The sequence below is a fragment of the Bradyrhizobium sp. UFLA05-153 genome, from assembly GCF_054185185.1.
In genome coordinates, this window is the sequence record NZ_JBBIAM010000032.1 from 1 (window position 1) to 18830 (window position 18830).

19 protein-coding genes are annotated in these 18830 nt (G+C 63.8%); 10 read left to right on the top strand and 9 right to left on the bottom strand.

The genetic code is table 11. The features are described from left to right. Position 1 precedes the first annotated feature (1 nt). A complete protein-coding gene (locus Q2941_RS20255; protein ID WP_458193527.1) occupies positions 2 to 520 on the top strand; it encodes a tetratricopeptide repeat protein in 519 nt (172 codons plus the stop codon). A gap of 81 nt (positions 521 to 601) precedes the next feature. Continuing rightward, a complete protein-coding gene (locus Q2941_RS20260) occupies positions 602 to 877 on the top strand; it encodes a DUF1488 family protein (RefSeq protein WP_027521367.1) in 276 nt (91 codons plus the stop codon). 169 nt (positions 878 to 1046) lie between these two features. On the opposite strand, the gene Q2941_RS20265 is transcribed toward Q2941_RS20260, so the two are convergent. Further along, entirely contained in the window at positions 1047 to 1529 is a 483-nt protein-coding gene (locus tag Q2941_RS20265) for a CinA family protein (protein WP_458193528.1), read from the bottom strand. 140 nt (positions 1530 to 1669) lie between these two features. Between Q2941_RS20265 and Q2941_RS20270 the strand changes: the two genes are divergently transcribed. From Q2941_RS20270 to Q2941_RS20280, 3 genes are read left to right on the top strand one after another with little or no spacing between them, the layout of a single operon-like run. After that, on the top strand, positions 1670 to 2728 hold the full coding sequence (locus Q2941_RS20270; protein ID WP_458193529.1) for an amidohydrolase family protein: 1059 nt from the start codon (positions 1670 to 1672) through the stop codon (positions 2726 to 2728). A gap of 23 nt (positions 2729 to 2751) precedes the next feature. Next, positions 2752 to 3861, top strand: a complete 1110-nt coding sequence (locus Q2941_RS20275) for an amidohydrolase family protein (RefSeq protein WP_458193530.1) — start codon at positions 2752 to 2754, stop codon at positions 3859 to 3861. Further along, positions 3861 to 4274, top strand: coding sequence for a Rieske (2Fe-2S) protein (locus Q2941_RS20280; protein ID WP_458193531.1), 414 nt, complete (start codon positions 3861 to 3863; stop codon positions 4272 to 4274). Before Q2941_RS20275 ends, Q2941_RS20280 begins: the two co-directional genes overlap by 1 nt. A 122-nt stretch (positions 4275 to 4396) precedes the next feature. Here the strand turns inward: Q2941_RS20280 and tcuC are convergent, their stop codons facing one another. Together tcuC and Q2941_RS20290 are read right to left on the bottom strand one after the other, a co-directional pair. Further along, positions 4397 to 5728: an MFS transporter gene (gene tcuC / locus Q2941_RS20285; RefSeq protein WP_458193532.1), complete on the bottom strand. Its 1332-nt coding sequence runs from the start codon at positions 5726 to 5728 to the stop codon at positions 4397 to 4399. 142 nt (positions 5729 to 5870) lie between these two features. Then, positions 5871 to 6764 carry a transcriptional regulator GcvA gene (locus Q2941_RS20290; RefSeq protein WP_027521361.1) on the bottom strand — a complete coding sequence of 298 codons (894 nt, stop codon included), beginning with the start codon at positions 6762 to 6764 and terminating at the stop codon, positions 5871 to 5873. A 112-nt stretch (positions 6765 to 6876) separates the two neighbouring features. On the opposite strand from Q2941_RS20290, the gene Q2941_RS20295 reads away from it, so the two are divergent. Together Q2941_RS20295 and Q2941_RS20300 are read left to right on the top strand one after the other, a co-directional pair. Then, positions 6877 to 7080 carry a DUF1127 domain-containing protein gene (locus Q2941_RS20295; protein ID WP_027521360.1) on the top strand — a complete coding sequence of 68 codons (204 nt, stop codon included), beginning with the start codon at positions 6877 to 6879 and terminating at the stop codon, positions 7078 to 7080. Between the two features lie 69 nt (positions 7081 to 7149). Beyond that, the gene (locus Q2941_RS20300; RefSeq protein ID WP_458193533.1) at positions 7150 to 7773 is read left to right on the top strand and encodes a GNAT family N-acetyltransferase; all 624 of its coding nucleotides are present in this window, start codon (positions 7150 to 7152) and stop codon (positions 7771 to 7773) included. A 54-nt stretch (positions 7774 to 7827) separates the two neighbouring features. Here the strand turns inward: Q2941_RS20300 and Q2941_RS20305 are convergent, their stop codons facing one another. After that, positions 7828 to 8670, bottom strand: coding sequence for an oxidoreductase (locus Q2941_RS20305; RefSeq protein ID WP_458193534.1), 843 nt, complete (start codon positions 8668 to 8670; stop codon positions 7828 to 7830). 127 nt (positions 8671 to 8797) lie between these two features. Here Q2941_RS20305 and Q2941_RS20310 point away from each other — a divergent pair, with 127 nt between their 5' ends. Continuing rightward, positions 8798 to 9688, top strand: a complete 891-nt coding sequence (locus Q2941_RS20310; protein ID WP_458193535.1) for a LysR family transcriptional regulator — start codon at positions 8798 to 8800, stop codon at positions 9686 to 9688. 68 nt (positions 9689 to 9756) lie between these two features. Here Q2941_RS20310 and Q2941_RS20315 read toward each other — a convergent pair whose 3' ends face one another. Next, positions 9757 to 10587 (bottom strand): enoyl-CoA hydratase, encoded by an 831-nt coding sequence (locus tag Q2941_RS20315; protein ID WP_458193536.1) that lies wholly within the window; start codon positions 10585 to 10587, stop codon positions 9757 to 9759. Positions 10588 to 10705: 118 nt separating this feature from the next. Beyond that, the gene (locus Q2941_RS20320; protein ID WP_254109198.1) at positions 10706 to 11407 is read right to left on the bottom strand and encodes an SDR family NAD(P)-dependent oxidoreductase; all 702 of its coding nucleotides are present in this window, start codon (positions 11405 to 11407) and stop codon (positions 10706 to 10708) included. Positions 11408 to 11651: 244 nt separating this feature from the next. Between Q2941_RS20320 and Q2941_RS20325 the strand changes: the two genes are divergently transcribed. Together Q2941_RS20325 and Q2941_RS20330 are read left to right on the top strand one after the other, a co-directional pair. Continuing rightward, on the top strand, positions 11652 to 13436 hold the full coding sequence (locus tag Q2941_RS20325) for an acyl-CoA dehydrogenase family protein (protein WP_458193537.1): 1785 nt from the start codon (positions 11652 to 11654) through the stop codon (positions 13434 to 13436). A 75-nt stretch (positions 13437 to 13511) separates the two neighbouring features. After that, a complete protein-coding gene (locus tag Q2941_RS20330; RefSeq protein WP_254109196.1) occupies positions 13512 to 14600 on the top strand; it encodes a Zn-dependent alcohol dehydrogenase in 1089 nt (362 codons plus the stop codon). 225 nt (positions 14601 to 14825) lie between these two features. On the opposite strand, the gene mbfA is transcribed toward Q2941_RS20330, so the two are convergent. The 3 genes from mbfA to Q2941_RS20345 form a co-directional block, all read right to left on the bottom strand. Next, positions 14826 to 15797 (bottom strand): iron exporter MbfA, encoded by a 972-nt coding sequence (gene mbfA / locus Q2941_RS20335; RefSeq protein ID WP_458193538.1) that lies wholly within the window; start codon positions 15795 to 15797, stop codon positions 14826 to 14828. A 59-nt stretch (positions 15798 to 15856) separates the two neighbouring features. Next, on the bottom strand, positions 15857 to 17020 hold the full coding sequence (locus tag Q2941_RS20340; protein WP_458193539.1) for an alpha/beta fold hydrolase: 1164 nt from the start codon (positions 17018 to 17020) through the stop codon (positions 15857 to 15859). A gap of 184 nt (positions 17021 to 17204) precedes the next feature. After that, a complete protein-coding gene (locus Q2941_RS20345) occupies positions 17205 to 18749 on the bottom strand; it encodes an acyl-CoA synthetase (RefSeq protein WP_458193540.1) in 1545 nt (514 codons plus the stop codon). Between the last annotated feature and the right edge of the window lie 81 nt (positions 18750 to 18830).

Consider the following 18830-nt stretch of genomic DNA (forward strand, 5'->3'; position numbering starts at 1 on the left):
TGTGTATAAGAGACAGGTTGATCCCTTTGCGAGTACGTCCGCAGGCCAGAACCGGAATACGCCCGCGCCGTCCTATCCGAATCGGTCCGGCACGAAGGCCACCCAGAAGGGCAAGAAGCCCAACAACCAGTCGAGCATCGGCGACCCCGCCTTTGCGGCTGCCTATCGCGCGGCCTATGACACCATCTACGAGCGCAACGATTATGCCTCCGCGATCGCGCAACTGAAGGCGCTCGGCCGCGACGACAATCCGAACGTCGCCAATCTCATCGGCTATTCCTACCGCAAGCTCGGCGACTACAAGCAGTCGCAGGTCTGGTACGAGCACGCCCTGGCGATCGATCCGAACCACGTGCTGACTTGGCAGTATTACGGCCTGTGGCAGCTCGAACAGGGCAATCGCGAGCAGGCGATGTATCACCTGGAAAAGATCGCCGCGATCTGCGGCACGACTTGCGAGGAATACAAGTCGCTGGCGGCGGCACTGGACAAGCCGACGGGCACGGCGCTGGTGTATTGACGGCTAACTCACCCCAAAAGCGGTGACAAGCCGCAAAAATTTCCGCATTGTCCCGGCCGGGGGCGCGACCGGGACGATTGGATGCCGCTGACGCGCGACAAGATCATCGGCCACGACGTTGAACGTCTGGCCTTCCGCTTCACCATGCTGAGTGACGGCGAGGAAGTGACGTGCCAGATCAGCGACGCCGCGATGGATGAGCTCGCCGGCATGCAGGGCACGGAAAGCAGCGCACGCCAGGCGCAATTCCTCTCGCTGCGCGAGACCATCGAACGGATCGCCTCAGACCTCTACGACGAAGCGCCGCGCTTCAAGGGGTATGTGGTGCGGATTTTTACCAAGCATCTGGGGAGATAGCGCCGATGCGCCTTCTGCCGTCATCGCCCGGCTTGACCGGGCGATCCAGTACTCCAGAGACAGCGCAGCTAGAATCGAGAAGCCGCGGCGTACTGGATGCCCCGCTCTCGCGGGGCATGACTGCGGTATGTGCAGCGATACTTTCTCATCCTCACGTCGCGGATCGAAATCACTCCGAAAGTTTTCGCAGCAGCAGCCTCAGCGCCGTCGCGGCAAACGTCTGCATGTTCGCGAAGCGGTCGTTGCTGGCCGTCTCCAGCGTCATCACTTCGGTCGCGGGGCCGGCGATCGCCATGCAGCTATGGCCGGCGGCGTCGCCGTAGCGATTGCCGGTCGGGCCCGCCGCGCCGGTCTCGGACAGGCCCCAGTCGCAGCCGAAGCGCTTGCGCATCCGTTCGGCGAGCAGTCTTGCGTAAGCCTCGGATGAGGAGCGAAAGCCCTTCATGCCGTCATCCGAAATATCCATAAGCACGCGCCGCGCATCGCGCGTATAGACCACAGCGCCGCCGAGGAAATAGGCCGAGGCGCCAGGCACTGCGAGCAGGCTCGCGGCGATCAAGCCGCCGGCGGAGGATTCCGCCACTGCAATGGTTTCTTTGCGCGCGATCAATTTGGCCGCGACCTGTTCCGCAATCCCCACGAGCTCTTTCATCTTGCGCCTCACCACCTGGCAACCTAGCTGCGCTGTTCTAGCATATGACAGCGGCGCTGGCCGAGTTGCAGGCGGCTTGCGGGCCTGCTTGAATGGCATCAGCAAGCGGCGCGGCCGAGCACGCGTGAAGAGGAAGCGTCATGACGTCCCTGATCGCCGGCGGCGTGGACTGCGACGTGCACCCGGCGGTGCCGCATCTCACCAGCCTTTTGCCGTATCTGAACGATTACTGGCGCGACCAGGTGACGACGCGCGGCATGGTCGATCTGGTCTCGCAGTCTTATCCGCAGAATTCGCCGATCACGGCCCGCCCCGATTGGCGCCCGGAAACCGGCAAGCCGGGATCCGGCCTTGAGGACATGCAGCGCCATGTGCTCGATCCCTTCGCGCTTAGCCACGCCATCTGCAACCCGCTCTATGGCGTACAGATGGTGTTTTCCGAAGACATGCAAAACGCCTTCTGCCGCGCGCTGAACGACTGGCTGGCGAGGGAATGGCTCGACCGGGAACCGCGGCTGCGCGGCTCGATCGTCATTCCCGTACAAAATGTCGAGAAGTCGGTGGCCGAGATCGAGCGCTGCGCGGCGGACAAGCGCTTCGTGCAGGTGCTGATGCTTGTCATGGGCGACACGCCGCTGGGAAAGGGCGCACTGTGGCCGGTCTATGCGGCGGCCGAGCGGTTCGACCTCGCGGTTGGCATCCATGCTGGTTCCGCCTATCACAACCCGCCGACCGCTGTGGGGTGGGGCTCCTATCACATCGAGGACTATGTCGGTCAGGCGCAGGCGTTTCAGACCCAGCTCACCAGCCTGATCGTCGAGGGCGTGTTCGCCCGCCATCCGCGGCTGAAGATGGTGATGCTGGAATCCGGTATCACCTGGATCGCGCCCTATCTCTGGCGGCTGCACAAGTTCTGGCGCGGGGTGCGGATGGAGACTCCCTGGGTCGATCGCGCTCCGCTGGAAATTGTGCGCAGCAACATCCGTTTCTCGTTACAACCATTTGACGCACCACCGGAACAGGCGACATTAATTCGCCTGTTTGAGCATATGCAGTCTGACGAATTAGTCCTATTCTCCACGGACTATCCGCACTGGCAATTCGACGGCCAGGACGCGCTGCCCGAAGGTCTCACCCCCGATCTCGTGCGCAAGATCATGATCGACAATCCGCATGCGACCTACCCCCGCCTGACTTAGCCGCTGCCAAAGGAGGCAAGGCGATGAATATCCAGTTCCGCGAAGCGACCGAGTCCGCGTCCGCCGTGACCACCAAAACGGCAATTGCGGACTGCGACATTCACCCGGCGCGCGCGACTCGAACCGAGCTCTATCCCTATCTCGCCAAACGCTGGCAGCATCATCTCGACGTCTACGGCGTGCATGCCTATCAAGGCATGATGGAAGGCCCGCCCTATCCGAAAGCCCAGCCCAACGCTTCGCGCCGCGATGCCTATCCGCCGGAAGGCGGCCCGCAGGGCTCTTCGCTCTCCTTCATGCAAGAGCAGCACCTCGATCCCAACAACGTGCAGTTCGGGGTACTCAATCCGCTCGGCACTGGGCAGGGCATCCGCAATCACGAGCTCTCGGCGGCGCTGTGCTCGGCGATCAACGACTGGCAGATCGACAAATGGACCTCGAAGGACAAGCGGCTGAAGGCCTCGATCGTCGTCGGCAATGAGGATGCGATGACGGCGGCTGCCGAGATCCGCGAGCGCGCAGGCGACAAGAACTTTGTCCAAGTGCTGCTGCTCAGCCGCAATGTCGAGCCGATCGGCCAACGCCGTTACTGGCCGATCTATCAGGCCGCGGAAGAGGCGGGCCTGCCGGTCGGCGTGCACGCCTTTGGCTTCGGCGGCAATCCGATCACGCCCTCGGGCTGGCCGAGCTACTACATCGAGGAGATGGTGGGACATTCGCAGTGCCAACAATCGGCGCTCGCGAGTCTGGTGCTCGAAGGCGTGTTCGAGCGCTTCCCAAAATTGAAGATGGTGATGATTGAGGCCGGCTTCGGCTGGACGCCGTTGCTCGCCTGGCGGCTCGACAAGGTCTGGCAGCGGCTGCGCAGCGAGGTGCCGCATGTGAAGCGGCCGCCGTCCGAATATATCCGCGAGCAGGTGTGGTGGACGACACAGCCGATGGAAGATCCGGAGCGGCGCGAAGACCTGTTCGACGTCATCAAATGGATCGGCTGGGACCGGCTTCTGTTCGCGACTGACTATCCGCATTGGGACTATGACGAGCCGTCCCGCGTGCTGCCGCCCGGCGTCAGCGAAGCGAGCCGCGAGGCGTTTTATCTCGGCAATGCGCGGAAGCTGTACGGGATCAATTGATGGCGCGTCATGTGATTGCGCCGGTTGATGAGTTGCCGCCCGGCACACGAAAATTTTTGGAGATCGACGGCCGGCCGATCGCGGTCTTCAACATCAAGGGCGAATATTTCGGCCTGCTCAATCGCTGCCCGCATCAGGGCGCAGCGCTGTGCGAGGGGCCGGTGATCGGGCTCGCGCAATCCAAGGATCCAGGCGAGATCGAGTACAGCAAGCTGGGGGAGATCATCCGCTGCCCCTGGCACGGATGGGAATTTGACGTGCGCACGGGGCAATCCTACTGCGACCCCCGCCGCTTCCGCGTGAAGGCGTATCTAGCCGGCGTCGAACCGGGCACAAGCGTCGTGAAGGGCCCGTATATCGCCGAGACGATTCCTGTCAGGGTCGAGAGCGACTACGTGGTGGTGGAACTCTAGCACCACCGTCATTTCCGGCGCGCACTCGAAGAGGCGAGCCCGGAATCCATTTCTCCCAGCACTCCTGTGGCATCATGGATTCCGGGCTCGATGCTTCGCATCGCCCCGGAATGACAATGCGGTTAGCGACCGGCAACCGGCTCCGCCACCGGATCATACGTCGCCACCGCCTTGCCGCCGCCGCGATAGACGGTCGTGGCCGCGATGATGCCGAGCGCGGCGGCGAACATCAGCCAGAAGCCGGGCGAGGCCTTGTCGCCGGTTTTTTCGATCAGCCAGGTCGAGGCGAACGGCGTGAAGGTGCCGAACAAGGCGGCCGCGAGCGCAAAGGCGAGCGAGAAGCAGGTGGTGCGCACATGCGCCGGCACGATCTCGACGAGCGCACCCAGCATGGTGCCGCTATAGACGCCGAAATAGAACGAGAACATCATCTCGACGGCGAGCAGCTTGCCGAAGGTCGGCGCCGCCACCAGCCAATGCAGCGCCGGATAGGCCGTGAACAGCGACAGGCAGGCGATGGTGAGCAGCACCGGCTTGCGGCCGATGCGGTCGGATAGCGCGCCGCCGACCGGATTCCAGATGAAGTTGGTCACGGCGACGAGCAGCGTGACCAGCAGCGCATCCTGCGTCGACAGCTTCAGCACGTTCTTGCCGAAGGTCGGCGTGTAGACCGTGACGAAATAGAACGTCGTGGTGGTGAGGATCGCGATCATCATGCCGAGGATGACGATGCGCCAGTTGGCGAGGGCCGACGTGAACACCTGCGCAGCGGTCGGATGCTTCTTCATCGCCAGAAACTCCGGCGTCTCCTGGAGCGTTCGCCGCAGGAAGAAGATCAGCGGAATGATCAGGCAGCCGACGAAGAAGGGAATGCGCCAGCCCCAGTCGGCAACCATGTCGGCCGGCATCAGCTCGGAGAGGATGTAGCCGAGGATCGACGCCACGAAGATTGCGACCTGCTGGCTCGAGGACTGGAACGAGGTGTAGAAGCCGCGATTGCCGGGCGTCGAGATCTCCGCAAGGTAGACCGACACACCGCCGAGCTCGACGCCGGCGGAGAAGCCTTGCAGCAGGCGGCCGAGCAGCACGATGATCGGCGCGGCGATGCCGATGGTCGCATAGCTCGGGCAGAACGCGATCACCACCGTACCGGCGGCCATGATCGCGAGCGTGACGATCAGGCCCTGGCGGCGGCCGATGCGGTCGATGTAGGCCCCAAGCACGATCGCGCCGACGGGGCGCATCAACGCGCCGAGCCAGAACACGCCAAAGGTGTTAAGCAGCGAGGCCGTCTCATTGGTCGAGGGGAAGAACGCCTTGCCGATCGCCGCGGCATAGAAGCCGAACAGGAAGAAATCGAACTGCTCGAGGAAATTGCCCGAGGTCGCGCGCAGGATGGCGCCGATTCGCGACGTGATCTCGGGCGGATTGGTTGAAGTGGCAGGTCCTGCCATGACGCTTACTCCCTGAACATGTGGCCGGACCCGGAACTCGACTTCGCCGCAGGCGACAGATTTCAGGTGCGACAATCTGTCTTACCCCTCTCGCGCAGGGGGGCGGGAGTCAACCGATTTCGCGGGCGAAGCTGATGATTTTTCAGGCTTTATTCTGCGCTGCAGCGACCAGCCAGTCGCGGAACGCAACCAGTTTCGGCGCCTCGCGGCGGCCATCCGGCGCGACCAGGTAGAAGCCGGCATCTGCGGGCAGCGCGATGCGGAAGGGGACCACGAGGCGGCCCTTGGCGATGTCGTCCTGCACGTAGGTGGTTCGTCCCATCGCCACCCCCATGCCGTCGATCGCCGCCTGGACCGTCATGAGCGTCATGTCGAAGGTGATGCCAAGCTGTTTGGAAATGCTGGTCGAGAGTCCTGCCGCCGTCAGCCACAGTCGCCAGTCGTCGCCATTGTTGGTGTGCAGCAGCACGTGGTCCTTCAGGTCCTGTGGCGTGCGCAGCGGCTTGTCACCTCTGAGCAGCGACGGGCTGCACACCGGGAACAGCTCGTCCCGCATCAGCCACTCGGCGCGCACGCCCGGCCATTGGCCGCGGCCGTAACGGATCGCGGCATCGACATTGTCGCGCTGGAAATCCACGAGGCTCGTCGATGTCGTGATGCGGACGTCGATGCCGGGATGCTGCTCCTGGAAATTGGTCAGCCGCGGCAACAGCCATTTGGCGGCGAGAGAGGCAATGGTCGAGACGGTCAGCACCTTGTCGTCGTCCTTGCGGAGCAGCCGGTCGGTGGCAAGCCTGAGGTCGTTGAAGGCGGCGCGTACGCCGGGGAGGTAGTCGCGTGCTTCGGGCGTCAGCGAGAGCGCGCGGTTCTGACGGACGAACAGGCGGATGCCGAGCTCCTCCTCGAGCCTGCGGATCTGATGGCTGATCGCGGTCTGCGTCACGTTCAGCTCGGTCGCGGCCAGCGTGAAGCTGAGGTGGCGCGCGGCGGCCTCAAAGGCACGCAAACCGTTCAGGGAGGGCAATCTGGCAGTCATTTGGCAGCAGGATGCATGAGCTTATTTCATGCGAAAGGGTACAAATTGTCGTTTGTCGAAGCGATGATCAAGGCAGATATTGCGGTCTACAAGTTAGCTCCAGGAGCTGAAAATGTCTACGTTGACCGACAATTCGATGACAAATCATCATGCGCCAGGCCTGCTCTACCAGATCGGCGAAACCCTCCATGTCTGGCACGAGCGCTACCGCACCCGCAAAGAGCTGTCCCAGTGGACCACCCGCGATCTTCAGGACGTCGGCCTCTCCTGGAGTGACATTGCCTTTGAGGCTGAAAAGCCCTTCTGGCGGGCCTGATTGGCCGCCGGGCCGGCGCCGCCTCAGGAGAGGGGCGCCGGCGGTACCTTTTTGTCGCGGGAGGCTCCCATGAGCACGCTGCGTCTGGATGATCTCAAGCAATATTCGGACACCCTGCGGACCCGCGACGGCGACGTGCTGACTGTGCGCTTCGTCGAGCCGCGCGACACCGACGAAATCCAGCACTATTTCCGCTCGCTGTCGTCCCGCTCCCGCTACAACCGTTTCTTCGGAGCGCTGAGCGAGTTGCCGAAGGCACTCCTGCACGACTTCACCCATGTCGGCGAGCGCGAACGCTTCAGCGTGATCGCGACCATGATGGTCGATGGTTTCGAGACCATCGTCGGCGAAGCGCGCTATGCCTTCCACGCCGAGAGCTCGAGCTTCGAATTCGGCTTGTCGGTCGACGACCGCTGGCAGGGCCACGGCATCGGCACAGCGCTCCTCAAAAATCTCGAATGCCGCGCGGCTGCCTTCGGCGCCGAACACATTTTCGGCGACACGCTTCGCGCCAACGACGTGATGATCTCGCTCGCCCGCAAATCCGGCTTTGCCTTCGTCAATCACCCGGACGACTGGAAGCTGGTTCGCTTCGACAAGGAGAGCGCAGTCGAGCCGAACGACATTCCCTGCGCAAGCTGGCGTCTCGCCGCCCTTTCCCGTCAGGCCGAAAGCCCCTCAGCCACAGCCTGACACGACTGAAAGCCCGGTTCTGGCGAACCAGAACCGGGCTGATTTTTTCCCACATCACACGGCCTGATCGCCGGTAAAGTCGGTCGAGGTCGACACCATCAGCCACTCCGCGAGCTCCCTCGCGACAAAGGCGTTCTTTGCCTCGATCCGTTCCACGGTGTCGCTGCCGAGCGGCAAGCGCAGCGGCGCTTTCGCCGCGTCGGCCAGTTCGAGGAACGCCTGCGCCAGCTTGCGCGGATCGCCGCGCTGGCCGTGATTGACGTCGGCGGCGTGCGCGCGCGTCTTGCCGACGGTCTCACTGTAATCGTCGATCTGGAGTGCCGTGCGCGACAGTGAGGTCTCGTCGAGAAAATCGGTGCGGAAGAAGCCCGGCTCGACCACGGTCACTTTGATTCCGAGGGGAGCCACTTCGCCGGCCAGCGCCTCGCTGATCCCTTCGACCGCGAATTTGGTGGCGCCATAGACGCCCCAGCCAGGATAGCCGGTGTAGCCGCCGACCGACGAGATGTTGATGATGTGGCCTGAGCGTTGGCGGCGCATATGCGGCAGCACCGCACGGGTGACGCCGAGCAGGCCGAACACATTCGTGGCGAACAGCTTCTGCGTTTCCGCGGCGCTCGCCTCCTCGATCGCACCGAGCAGGCCGTAGCCAGCATTGTTCACCAGGATGTCGATACGCCCGAAGCGCTTCACCGCCTGGCCCGCGGCCTCATGGGCTTCGGCCTCGCTGGTGACGTCGAGCCGGGTGGCCAGCAGGCGCTCGTGACTGCCGAGCCGCGCGGTGCCGGTCGAGGGATCGCGCGTGGTCGCGACCACGGCATCGCCAGCCTTGAGTGCCGCTTCGGCAATCAACGCGCCAAATCCGCGGGACGCTCCTGTGATGAACCAGACACGCATGGTGTTTGCTCTTTCCATTTGAGGCCCCGACGACGTGCCGAAGCTGATGGACAAACGTGTAGCGCCTCGCCATAGCTGAGATAATCCGCTATATATTCTTCAAGTTAGTGAGCAAAATTCATCAACAATGCGGATCGACCCATCCGACCTCGCGACCTTCCTCGCCATTGCCCGTCACCGCAGCTTTCGGGCGGCGGCGACCGAGCTCGGTGTCACGCCATCGGCGTTGTCCCATGCGCTGCGCAACATCGAGGAACGGCTCGGCCTGCGGCTGGTGAACCGCACCACGCGGAGCGTGGCCTTGACCGAAGCCGGCGAGCGTCTGTTTGCCCGCATCAAGCCGGCGTTTCGCGATATCGACGACGCGCTCGAAGACCTCAACAATTTCCGCGGCAAGCCGGCCGGCACGCTGCGCTTCACCGCCGCGCGCCAGTCGGCGCAGCTCGTGCTGTTGCCGATCGTGACGCGTTTCCTCAAGGCGTTTCCGGACGTCAGCATCGAGATCATGATCAACGATGCCCTGATCGACATGGTCGCGGCCGGCTTCGATGCCGGCGTGCGCTTTGGCGAGACCGTCGCTGCAGACATGATCGCGGTGCCGATCGGCCCGCGGCATCGCTTTGCAGTGATCGGCTCGCCTGCTTTCTTCAAGTCCTACAAGACGCCGGCGACGCCGCACGACCTGAAAGCACTGCCCTGCATCCGCTACCGCTTCACCAGCGGTGCGCTCTATCATTGGGAGTTCGAGCGCGGAGGCATCGAGGTCGATATCGACGTCATGGGACCGCTGACGCTGAACGACCAGGACCTCATGGTCGATGCAGCGCTCGACGGTGCCGGCCTTGCCTATGTGTTCGAAGGGCAGGTGGAAGAGCTGCTCGCGAAGCGCAAGCTGGTCCGCGTGCTTGCCGACTGGTGCCCGGCCTATCCGGGTTTCTTCCTGTACTATCCGAGCCGCCGGCAATTGCCGGCAGCACTACGGGCCTTCGTCGATTTCGCACGGACGCCTGCCGCGTAGCCCGGCCGGAGCGAAGCGCAATCCGGGCTGCGAAATATCGATCGCTGCCGAATGAACGGCGAAGCGCGTTACTTCCCCGTGAACACCGGCTTGCGCTTCTCGATGAAGGCCTGCACCGCTTCCTTGTGATCGGCCGTCGCGGTCAGGCGGATCAGCCGCCCGGCCTCGTGGTCGCGGGCGGTCTCGAAATCGAACAGCAACGCTTCGTCCAGATTGTCCTTCATGTAACGCAGCGCGAGCCGCGGGCCCTCGGCCAGCGATTTGGCCAGTGCGAACGCCTCCTCCTGCAATTTGTCGTCCGGCACGACGCGATTGACGAGGCCAATCGCCTCGCACCTGATGGCATCGACCTTGTCGCCCGTGAACATCAATTCGCGCGCTCGTGCCGTGCCGACCAGACGCGTGAGCAACCAGGCGATGCCGTAGTCGCCGCTGAGCGCAACGCGGGCATAGCCGGTGGCAACGAACGCCGATTGCGCGGCGATGCGGATGTCACAGGCCATGGCGATTGCGAGCCCCGCGCCGACCGCGGGCCCGGACAGGGCCGCGATTGTCGGCTTGCGCACGGAGACCAGCGCGCCGGTGAGGAGCCGCTGCCGCTCCTGCAAATCGGCGACCCGGTCGTCGAAGGACATTTCGAGCTTGGCCTTGTCGCGATGCGCGCCCATGCCCATGACGTTGCCGCCGGCGCAGAAGGCGGCGCCGGCACCGGTGATCAGCAGCGCGCCGACACTTTGATCCTCGCCGCAGGTCCGGATCATGGTGCGCAGCGCCGGCGTCAGCGTGTCCGACAGCGAGTTGCGCGCCTCGGGTCGGTTCAGCGTGATCACCGCGACGCGGTCGCGAATGACGCAGAGGAGTTCGTCGGTGCCGGTGTCGATGGTGGTTTCGATGGTCATGCTTCCATGCTCCCGTAGGGTAGGCAAAGCGCAGCGTGCCCACCGCTTCTGCATCCCGTGTGATCATGAGAGGTGGGCACGGCGCTGCGCGCCTTTGCCCACCCTACGGCAGTTCACCTCAAAACTTCTCCACCCAGGGGCGCAGCTCCATCTCCCAGGTCCAGGCGCTGCGCGGCTGTTGCAGGACGTTCCAGTAGCTCTGTGCGATCGCATCGGGATCGAGCATCGAATCCGGCCTGTCCGGCGCCTCCGTGCGGGCTGCGCTACCGATGCCGCCGTCAATGACGAAATGTGCGACGTGAATGCCCTGCGGCGCGAGCTCGCGCGCCATGCTCTGCGCGAGCCCGCGTAGCGCGAACTTGCCCATCGCAAATGGCGCCGACTGCGCATAGCCCTTGACGCTCGCCGATGCGCCCGTGAACAGGATCGCGCCGTGCTTGTTGGGCAGCATGCGTTTGGCCGCCTCTTGCGCCACCAGGAAACCGCCGAAGGCGCTGACCGTGATCGACTGCGCGACATCGGCTGCGACGAGCTCGACGAACGGCCCGCGCGTCCGGCCGCTCGCGTTGTAGACCACGACGTCGGGCGTGCCGATCTCGCGCTCGACGAGGCCGAACAGGCGTTCGACCTCCTCCGGCTTGCTTGCGTCACAAATATAGGCCTTAGCGCCTGTCTCGCCGCAGAGTGCGCCGAGCTTTTCGATCTTCCGCGCGGCGAGCGCTACGCGCAGGCCCCGGGCGGACAACAGCCGTGCCAGCGAGGCGCTCAAACCTTCGCCGGCACCGACGATGAGCGCGATGTTGTATTTGGGATGTTCCATGGTGCGATCCTTTGGGGAGCGGGAACAGCGGATCTATGCATGCTTCGCTCGGACGACCAGCCGCGTCCACTGAGGCGGTCGATCACAATTCCGCAGAGCGGTCCCGGCCACCGCCACGCTCATGCCTCCCTGACGATTTGCGGCTTTATCGACAGCCTCGCCTGGAGCATGATCGACATCATCCAAAGCAGCAAGCACCAAAGCGGCAGGAAATGCCGCGGGACGGAAACGAAAGAGGTCGATCATGCACAAGCCGGGTACGTCGCAGCAGGAAAGCGTCGCGGCTGAGGAGCCGGGCCTGCTTGCGCCCGACACCACAGGCATGAATTTCTATCGCGCCGATCCGGCGTTGACGGACCTGTTGCACATCCACTTGCCCGATCCGTTATTCCGTCACATCGAGCCGCATCTCGATCGTCTCGGCGAGCTCGCCGGCGGCACTCTCGACGAGTGTGCGCGGCTCGCCGACCGGCATACGCCGGTGCTGCATCAGCGCGACAAGTTCGGGCGCGACGTGCAGTGGATCGAATATCATCCGGCCTATCGCGAGCTCGAGAGAGCTGCGTTCGGCGAGTTCGGCATTCACGCGCTGTCGATCCGCAAGGGCATCATGGGTTGGCCGGACAAATATCCCGTCGTGGCAAAACACGCCTTCACCTTCCTGTTCAACCAGACCGAATTCGGCATGGGCTGCCCGATCAACGTCACCGACGGCTGCGCCAAGCTTCTGGCGAATTTCGGCAGTGAGGCGCTGAAGGCGAAATATCTGGACGGCCTGACCCAGACCGACATGACCAAATTGACGCAAGGCGGCCAGTTCATGACGGAGAAGGAGGGCGGCTCCGATGTCGGCACGTTGACGACGCGCGCCGTGTCGGAGGGCGATCATTGGCGGCTCCACGGCGAAAAATGGTTCTGCTCGAATGCCGACGCTAAAGTCGTGATGCTGCTGGCGCGTCCTGAAGGCGCCGGTCCCGGCACACGTGGTGTCGGCCTGTTCCTGATGCCACGCTTCCTCGATGACGGTTCGCAAAATCACTACCGGATCGTGCGGCTGAAGGACAAGCTCGGCACCCGCTCGATGGCCTCGGGCGAGATCAAGCTCGAAGGCGCGATCGCCTATGCTGTCGGCAAGCTCGAACGCGGCTTCGTGCAGATGGCTGAGATGGTCAACTCCTCGCGGCTCTCGAACGGCGTGAAGTCGACGGCGCTGATGCGCCGCGCCTACCACGATGCGATGACTGTGGCGACCAATCGCGTCGTGTTCGGTAAGCGCATCATCGACCTGCCGCTCGGACGGCGGCAGATGATGAAGATCCTGCTGCCGGTCGAGCAGGCGTTGTCGATGAGCTTTCTGACCGCCGACGCACTCGACCGCGCCGAGGCCGGCAGCCAGGATGCAGCAGCGCTGCTGCGCATCCTCACCCCGACGCTGAAGTTCCGCGCCACGCGCGATGCGCGAAAGGTCTGCGGCGATGCGCTCGAGATGCGCGGCGGCATCGGCTATATCGAGGAGTTCGCCACCGCGCGCCTGTTGCGCGATGCCCATCTCGGCTCGATCTGGGAAGGCACCGGCAACATCGTGGCGATCGACGCCTTGACGCGAGCGATCGGCCGTCATGGCGCAGAAGCCGCACTCGCCGCCGATCTGCATGCCCGGCTGAACGACAGCGCATCCGTGCCGCAGGCCTGGCGCGATCGCCTGCACGGGCTTACCGATCGTGCCGTCGGCTTCGCGCGCGAGGTCGCTGATAGCGCCGACAATGAAGCCGATGCGCGGCGCGCCACCAGCCTGCTCTATCATGTCGCAAGCGCGGTCGCGCTCGCATGGGAATCACATCGCATCCACGAGATGCGCGGCGATGCCCGACGGCTGCTGTTGTCGCGGCTCGTGATCGATCATCGGGTCTCGGCGAGCGATCCGTTCCGGGTCACGGAAAATCCGACGCAACAAGCCATCGTGTCGCTGCTGCTGGGCGAGCGTGCGGCTGCGATGCCCGAGGTTGGCGAGCTGGTTCTGGCGGCGTAGGCTCGTCCTTCACCTCTCCCGATGGGAGAGGTGGGGGCCTGCACCCAACGAAATCAAAAAAACGAGGAAAGACCGATGAAGGCTGCCGTTCTCCATGAAGTCAACAAGCCGCTCGTCATCGAGGATGTCAGCCTGTCGAAGCCGGGCCCGCGCGAGGTTTTGATCCGCACCGCGGTCGCGGGCCTCTGCCACTCCGACCTGCACTTCATGGAAGGGCTCTATCCGCATCCGCTGCCCGCGGTGCTCGGCCATGAATCGGCTGGTGTCGTCGAGCAGGTGGGCTCCGATGTCACCTATGTGAAGCCGGGCGATCACGTCGTCACCTGTCTCTCCGTGTTCTGCGGCACCTGTGACAATTGCACGACGGGACGCACCGTGCTCTGCACCGACACCACGGTGAAGATGCTGCCGGGCGTCTCCGATCGGATGCAGTGGTCGAAGCCGGAGAAGTTGCACCAGTTCCTCAACCTGTCGTCCTTCGCCGAGCAGATGCTGGTGCACGAGAACGCTATCGTCAAAATCCGCAAGGACATGCCGCTCGAGCTTGCCGCGCTGATCGGTTGCGGCGTGATCACCGGCTATGGCGCGGTCGTGAACACCGCAAAAGTCCAGGCGGGCGAGACCGTGGCGGTGATCGGCTGCGGCGGCGTCGGCATGGCCGCGATCAACGGCGCCGAGATTGCGGGTGCCGGCCGCATCATCGCCATCGATACCAACCCGGCAAAACTCCAGCTCGCGACCAAGTTAGGGGCGACCGACATCATCAATCCCACTGAGGGCGACGTTGTGAAGCAGGTGCGCGACCTCACCAATGGCGGAGTGCATCATTCCTTCGAGGTGCTCGGACGCAAGGAGACCGCCGAGCAGGCGTTCGGCATGCTCGCCGCCGGCGGCACCGCGACGATCGTCGGCATGATCCCGTTCGGCCAGAAGATCGAGCTGCATGGCTTCGACTTCCTGCGCGAGCGCAAGATCCAGGGCTCCTCGATGGGCTCGAACCATTTTCGCGTCGACATGCCGCGTTTGGTCGATTTCTATCTGCGCGGCCGCCTGCACCTGGAAGATTGGATCTCCGCCAAGCTGAAACTCTCCGAAATCAACGAAGGCTTCGCCAACATGAAAGCCGGCAAGACGCTGCGCAGCGTGATCATGTTCGATAGCTAGTGCCGACGCGAACTCAGCGTTGCTGCCCCAATTCAGGTGTCATCGCCCGGCTTGACCGGGCGATCCAGTACGCCGCGGCAGTTGTTGTAGGCCTCGCGGCCTCTGGAATACTGGATGCCCCGGTCGAGCCCGGGGCATGACAGCGGAGAGTGGTGCGCAGCTTGGCCGAACGCCGCAGCCGCCGTTTGACGGTGATTGCGGTGGGACGCAGGAACGCAGCAAGACCTACGCCGCGCCTATCAATATCCCGACTCCGAGCACGATGGCGCCGCCGAGCACGATCTGGAACACCGCCTGGAGGAACGGCGTATCCATGTAGCGCGCGCGGATGAATGCGATCGCCCACAATTCGAAGAACACGACGACGCAGGCGATCACGGTGGCGATCCAGAACGCGTTGGGCCAGGAGTCCGGGACGAGATAGGGCATGGTGTGGCCTAGCCCGCCGAGCGTCGTCATCAGGCCGCAGGTGACGCCGCGCAGCCAGGGTGAGCCGCGGCCGGTGAGCGAGCCGTCGTCCGACAAGGCTTCCGCAAAGCCCATGCTGATGCCGGCGCCGATCGAAGCTGCAAGGCCGACCAGAAACGTCTGCCAGTTCTGATGCGTCGCGAAGGCCGCGGCGAACAGCGGCGCGAGCGTCGAGACCGAGCCGTCCATCAGGCCGGCCAAGCCCGGCTGCACATATTGCAGCACGAACATGCGGCGGCTGGTGCGATCTTCTTCGGCGCGCACGTCGGGACTGAGGATCTCGCCGGTCAGCCGCGTTGCGGTCTTCTCGTGGGCCTTCTCGGCTTCGGCGAGATCGCCCAGGAGCCGGCGCACGCCGACGTCCTGGGCCTGTTCGGCGGCCTTGATGTAGAATCGTTCGGCCTGCAGCTCCATCGTCTCGACCTCCTTGCGGATGGTGTCGAGGGATAAGTTCTTGGTCAGCCAGATCGGGCGGCGGCGCAGGAAGCCCTTGACGTCCTCGCGGCGGATCGGCGGCAGATGCGGTCCGAAGCGCTGCTCATACATTTCCAGCAGCATATGGCGATGGCCGCGCTCCTCTTCGGCCATCTCCTCGAACAGTTTTGCCGAGTCCGGATAGCGGTCCTTCAGGTCCTCGGCGAAAGCCATGTAGATGCGGCTGTCCTCCTCCTCGGAGGCGATGGCGACCGCGAGCACCTCGCGTTCGGTCAGATCGGCGAAATTCTTCACGACGGGTCCAACAACTTTAGAATGGTTCTAAAGTGTTATAGGGCTCCGAGTTTCCGCGGTCAAACCGTCCCGCTGGCCGTTTGGGCCCGGGCGAGGAACTCGATCAACAGCCGGCTGACCTCGGCGGGCTGCTCCTGCTGCACCCAACAATGACCGGCGCCATCGACGAGATGGCAGCCGAGCATGTTCGTGCAGGCGCGGGCCTGCATCGCCTCGAACACGCCAGGACGCTGATACGTGCCCCAATCCTGCTTGCCGGAGATGAAGCAGGAGGGCACGTCGATGGTGCGGCCGGAGAACAGTTGCAATTCGTTATTGAAAGCACCCGACGTGCCGCAGCGGTACCATTGCAGCCCGCCCTGGAATCCAATGCGACCATATTCGGCACTATAGTAGGCAAGCTCCTGATCCGGCAGCCACTGGTTGGCGGCGATCTCGGAAGGCGAGGGCATTTCCTTCGCGACCGTCTGCGGCATGGTCTCGCCGAGATCCATCACGTAATAGGTCGGCAGCTTTGCGAACTCGCCGGCGGACCAGGATTTCAGCGGATAGGGCTTGTTGTCTTTCCAGTCTGCGCTCTTGTGATGATAATAGGCGCGCAGGAAATCGTGCACGCCCTGCGGCGCGAGATGCATGTCGGCATTCGCTTCACGTGTCGAATAGTACCATTGGTAATGCTTGCGCGGTCGCGGCAGCGCGGCGAGCTCGCGATGCACGGGATCATCGCTCGGCGCCGCCGCCGGCTTGTCGATCGTGTTGAACGGCACGGGCGGCGGTCCGCCGAACGGCGCGCTCATCATCACCACCGAGCGGAACACGTCAGGCCGCACCAGCGCGCACCAGGATGCAACCGGGCTGCCGAAATCATGCCCGATCACGTCGACGTGCCGATAGCCGAACGCCGACACCAGCCCGAGTGCGTCGCGCACGAGGTTGAAGAGCCGGAAGGGCGCGAGATCGCCGTCGTAGTCTGCCTGCCATCCGGTGGTGCGCCCATAGCCGCGCTGGTCCGGGGCGATCACGTGATAGCCGGCAGCGGCGAGCGCTGGCATGACCTTGCGCCAGGAGAAGGCGAGCTCCGGAAAGCCGTGCAGCAGCAGCACGCAGGGCCGCCCCCGCGTCTCGAAGCCGGCTTCGAGCACGTGCATGCGCAGGCCGTTGATACCATCGACGTAACGCGAGCGGATGCCGGAGGGCAGGGGGATGTCGGGGAGATCGGTCATGGCATTTCCTCGTCGTGTCGCGGACGCAGCAAGCTTTCGCGTGCCCCGGACGCAGCGCGGCATGCAATGTTGCGCTGCCGAGCCGGGGCCCAGCTTTTCGACACTATACAGAAAATCGCCATGGGTCCCGGCTCTGCGCCGCACCGCTTGCGCGGTGCGGCGCGTCCGGGACACGAGAGCTCACTTAGATCTTCACCGCCGCCTTCGGCCAATACCGGTCGCGCAAATGGCGCTTGACCAGCTTGCCGGTGGGCGTGCGTGGCAGCTCGGCCTCGAAATCGATCGAGCGCGGGCACTTGAGGGCGGAGAGGCGGCTTTTGCAGTAGGCAATCAGGTCGGCTTCGAGTGCCTTGCCGGCGCGGCCCATGTCGTGCGGCTGCACCACCGCCTTCACCTCCTCGCCCATCTCCTCGTTCGGCACGCCGAACACGGCGACGTCGGCGACCTCGGGGTGGCTGATCAGCACGTCCTCGGTCTCCTGCGGGTAGATGTTCACGCCGCCCGAGATGATCATGTAGGACTTGCGGTCGGTGAGATAGAGGAAGCCGTCCTTGTCGAGATAACCGACGTCGCCGAGCGTCGACCAGCCCTTGGCGTTATAGGCCTTTTTCGTCTTGTCGGGATCGTTGTGATAGGTGAAGGCCGGCGCGTCGGCGAAATAGACCGTGCCGATCTCGCCGGTCGGTTGCTCCTCGTCGTTCTCGTCCAAAATCTTGATCTTGCCGACCACCGCGCGGCCCACGCTGCCGCGATGTTCGAGCCATTGCGCGGAGTTGCAGACGGTGACGCCGTTGCCTTCCGAGCCCGCATAATACTCGATCAGGATCGGCCCCCACCATTCGATCATTTTCGCTTTCACGTCGACCGGGCAGGGCGCGGCAGCATGGATCGCGCCCTTGAGGGTGGAGACATTGTACTTCGCGCGGGTCTCGTCCGGCAGCTTCAGCATGCGCACGAACATGGTCGGGACGAGCTGCGACTGCGTCACCTTGTACTTCTCGACCAGCTTCAAGAACTCCTCGGCGTCGAAATGCTCCATGATGATCGAGGTGCCGCCGAGCACGATCGCCATCATGTTGAAGCGCAAGGGAGCTGCGTGATAGAGCGGGGCGGGTGACAGATAGATGGTCCCGGCGTTCATGCCGCACGTGTCGGCGCAGAGCACGCGCAGAAATGCGTTCGGCTCGTCGATGGGCTTGCCCTCGAAGGCCTTCTTGATGCCCTTGGGGCGGCCCGTGGTGCCCGACGAATACAGCATGTCATAGCCGGCGACCTCGTCCGCGATCGGCGTAACCGGCTGCGCCGCGGCTTCCTTGTCGTAGGAGCGGAAGCCGGGCAGCGGCTCGTCCATCATGTAGAAGATGGGCTCGCCCGTTGCGCCCTTGATCAACCCCTTGATCTGGTCGGCGCATGTCGGCGTGGTGATGACGATCTTGGCGCCGCAATCGCCGATGATGTAGTCGATCTCGTCCTGCTTCAGGTAGCGGCTGATCGCGGTGTAATAGAGCCCGCTGCGCTGCGCGGCCCAGCAGATCTCCATGAATGCAAGACGGTTCTCCATCAACAGCGCGATGTGATCGCCGGCCTTCAGTCCGAGCGAGCGGAACAGGTTTGCACCCTGGTTCGAGAGTTCGTCGAGCTCGCGATAAGTGATCGCCTTGCCGGTTCCGGCCATCTGGTAGGCGATCTTGTCGGGTGTGGTGCGGGCGTAGACGGAGGGGCGGGTCATTGACGCAGATCCCAAGGCAAACGAGATGTCGTCCCCGCGAAGGCGGGGACCCATAACTCAAGGGAGAGGTTGTAGCGTGAG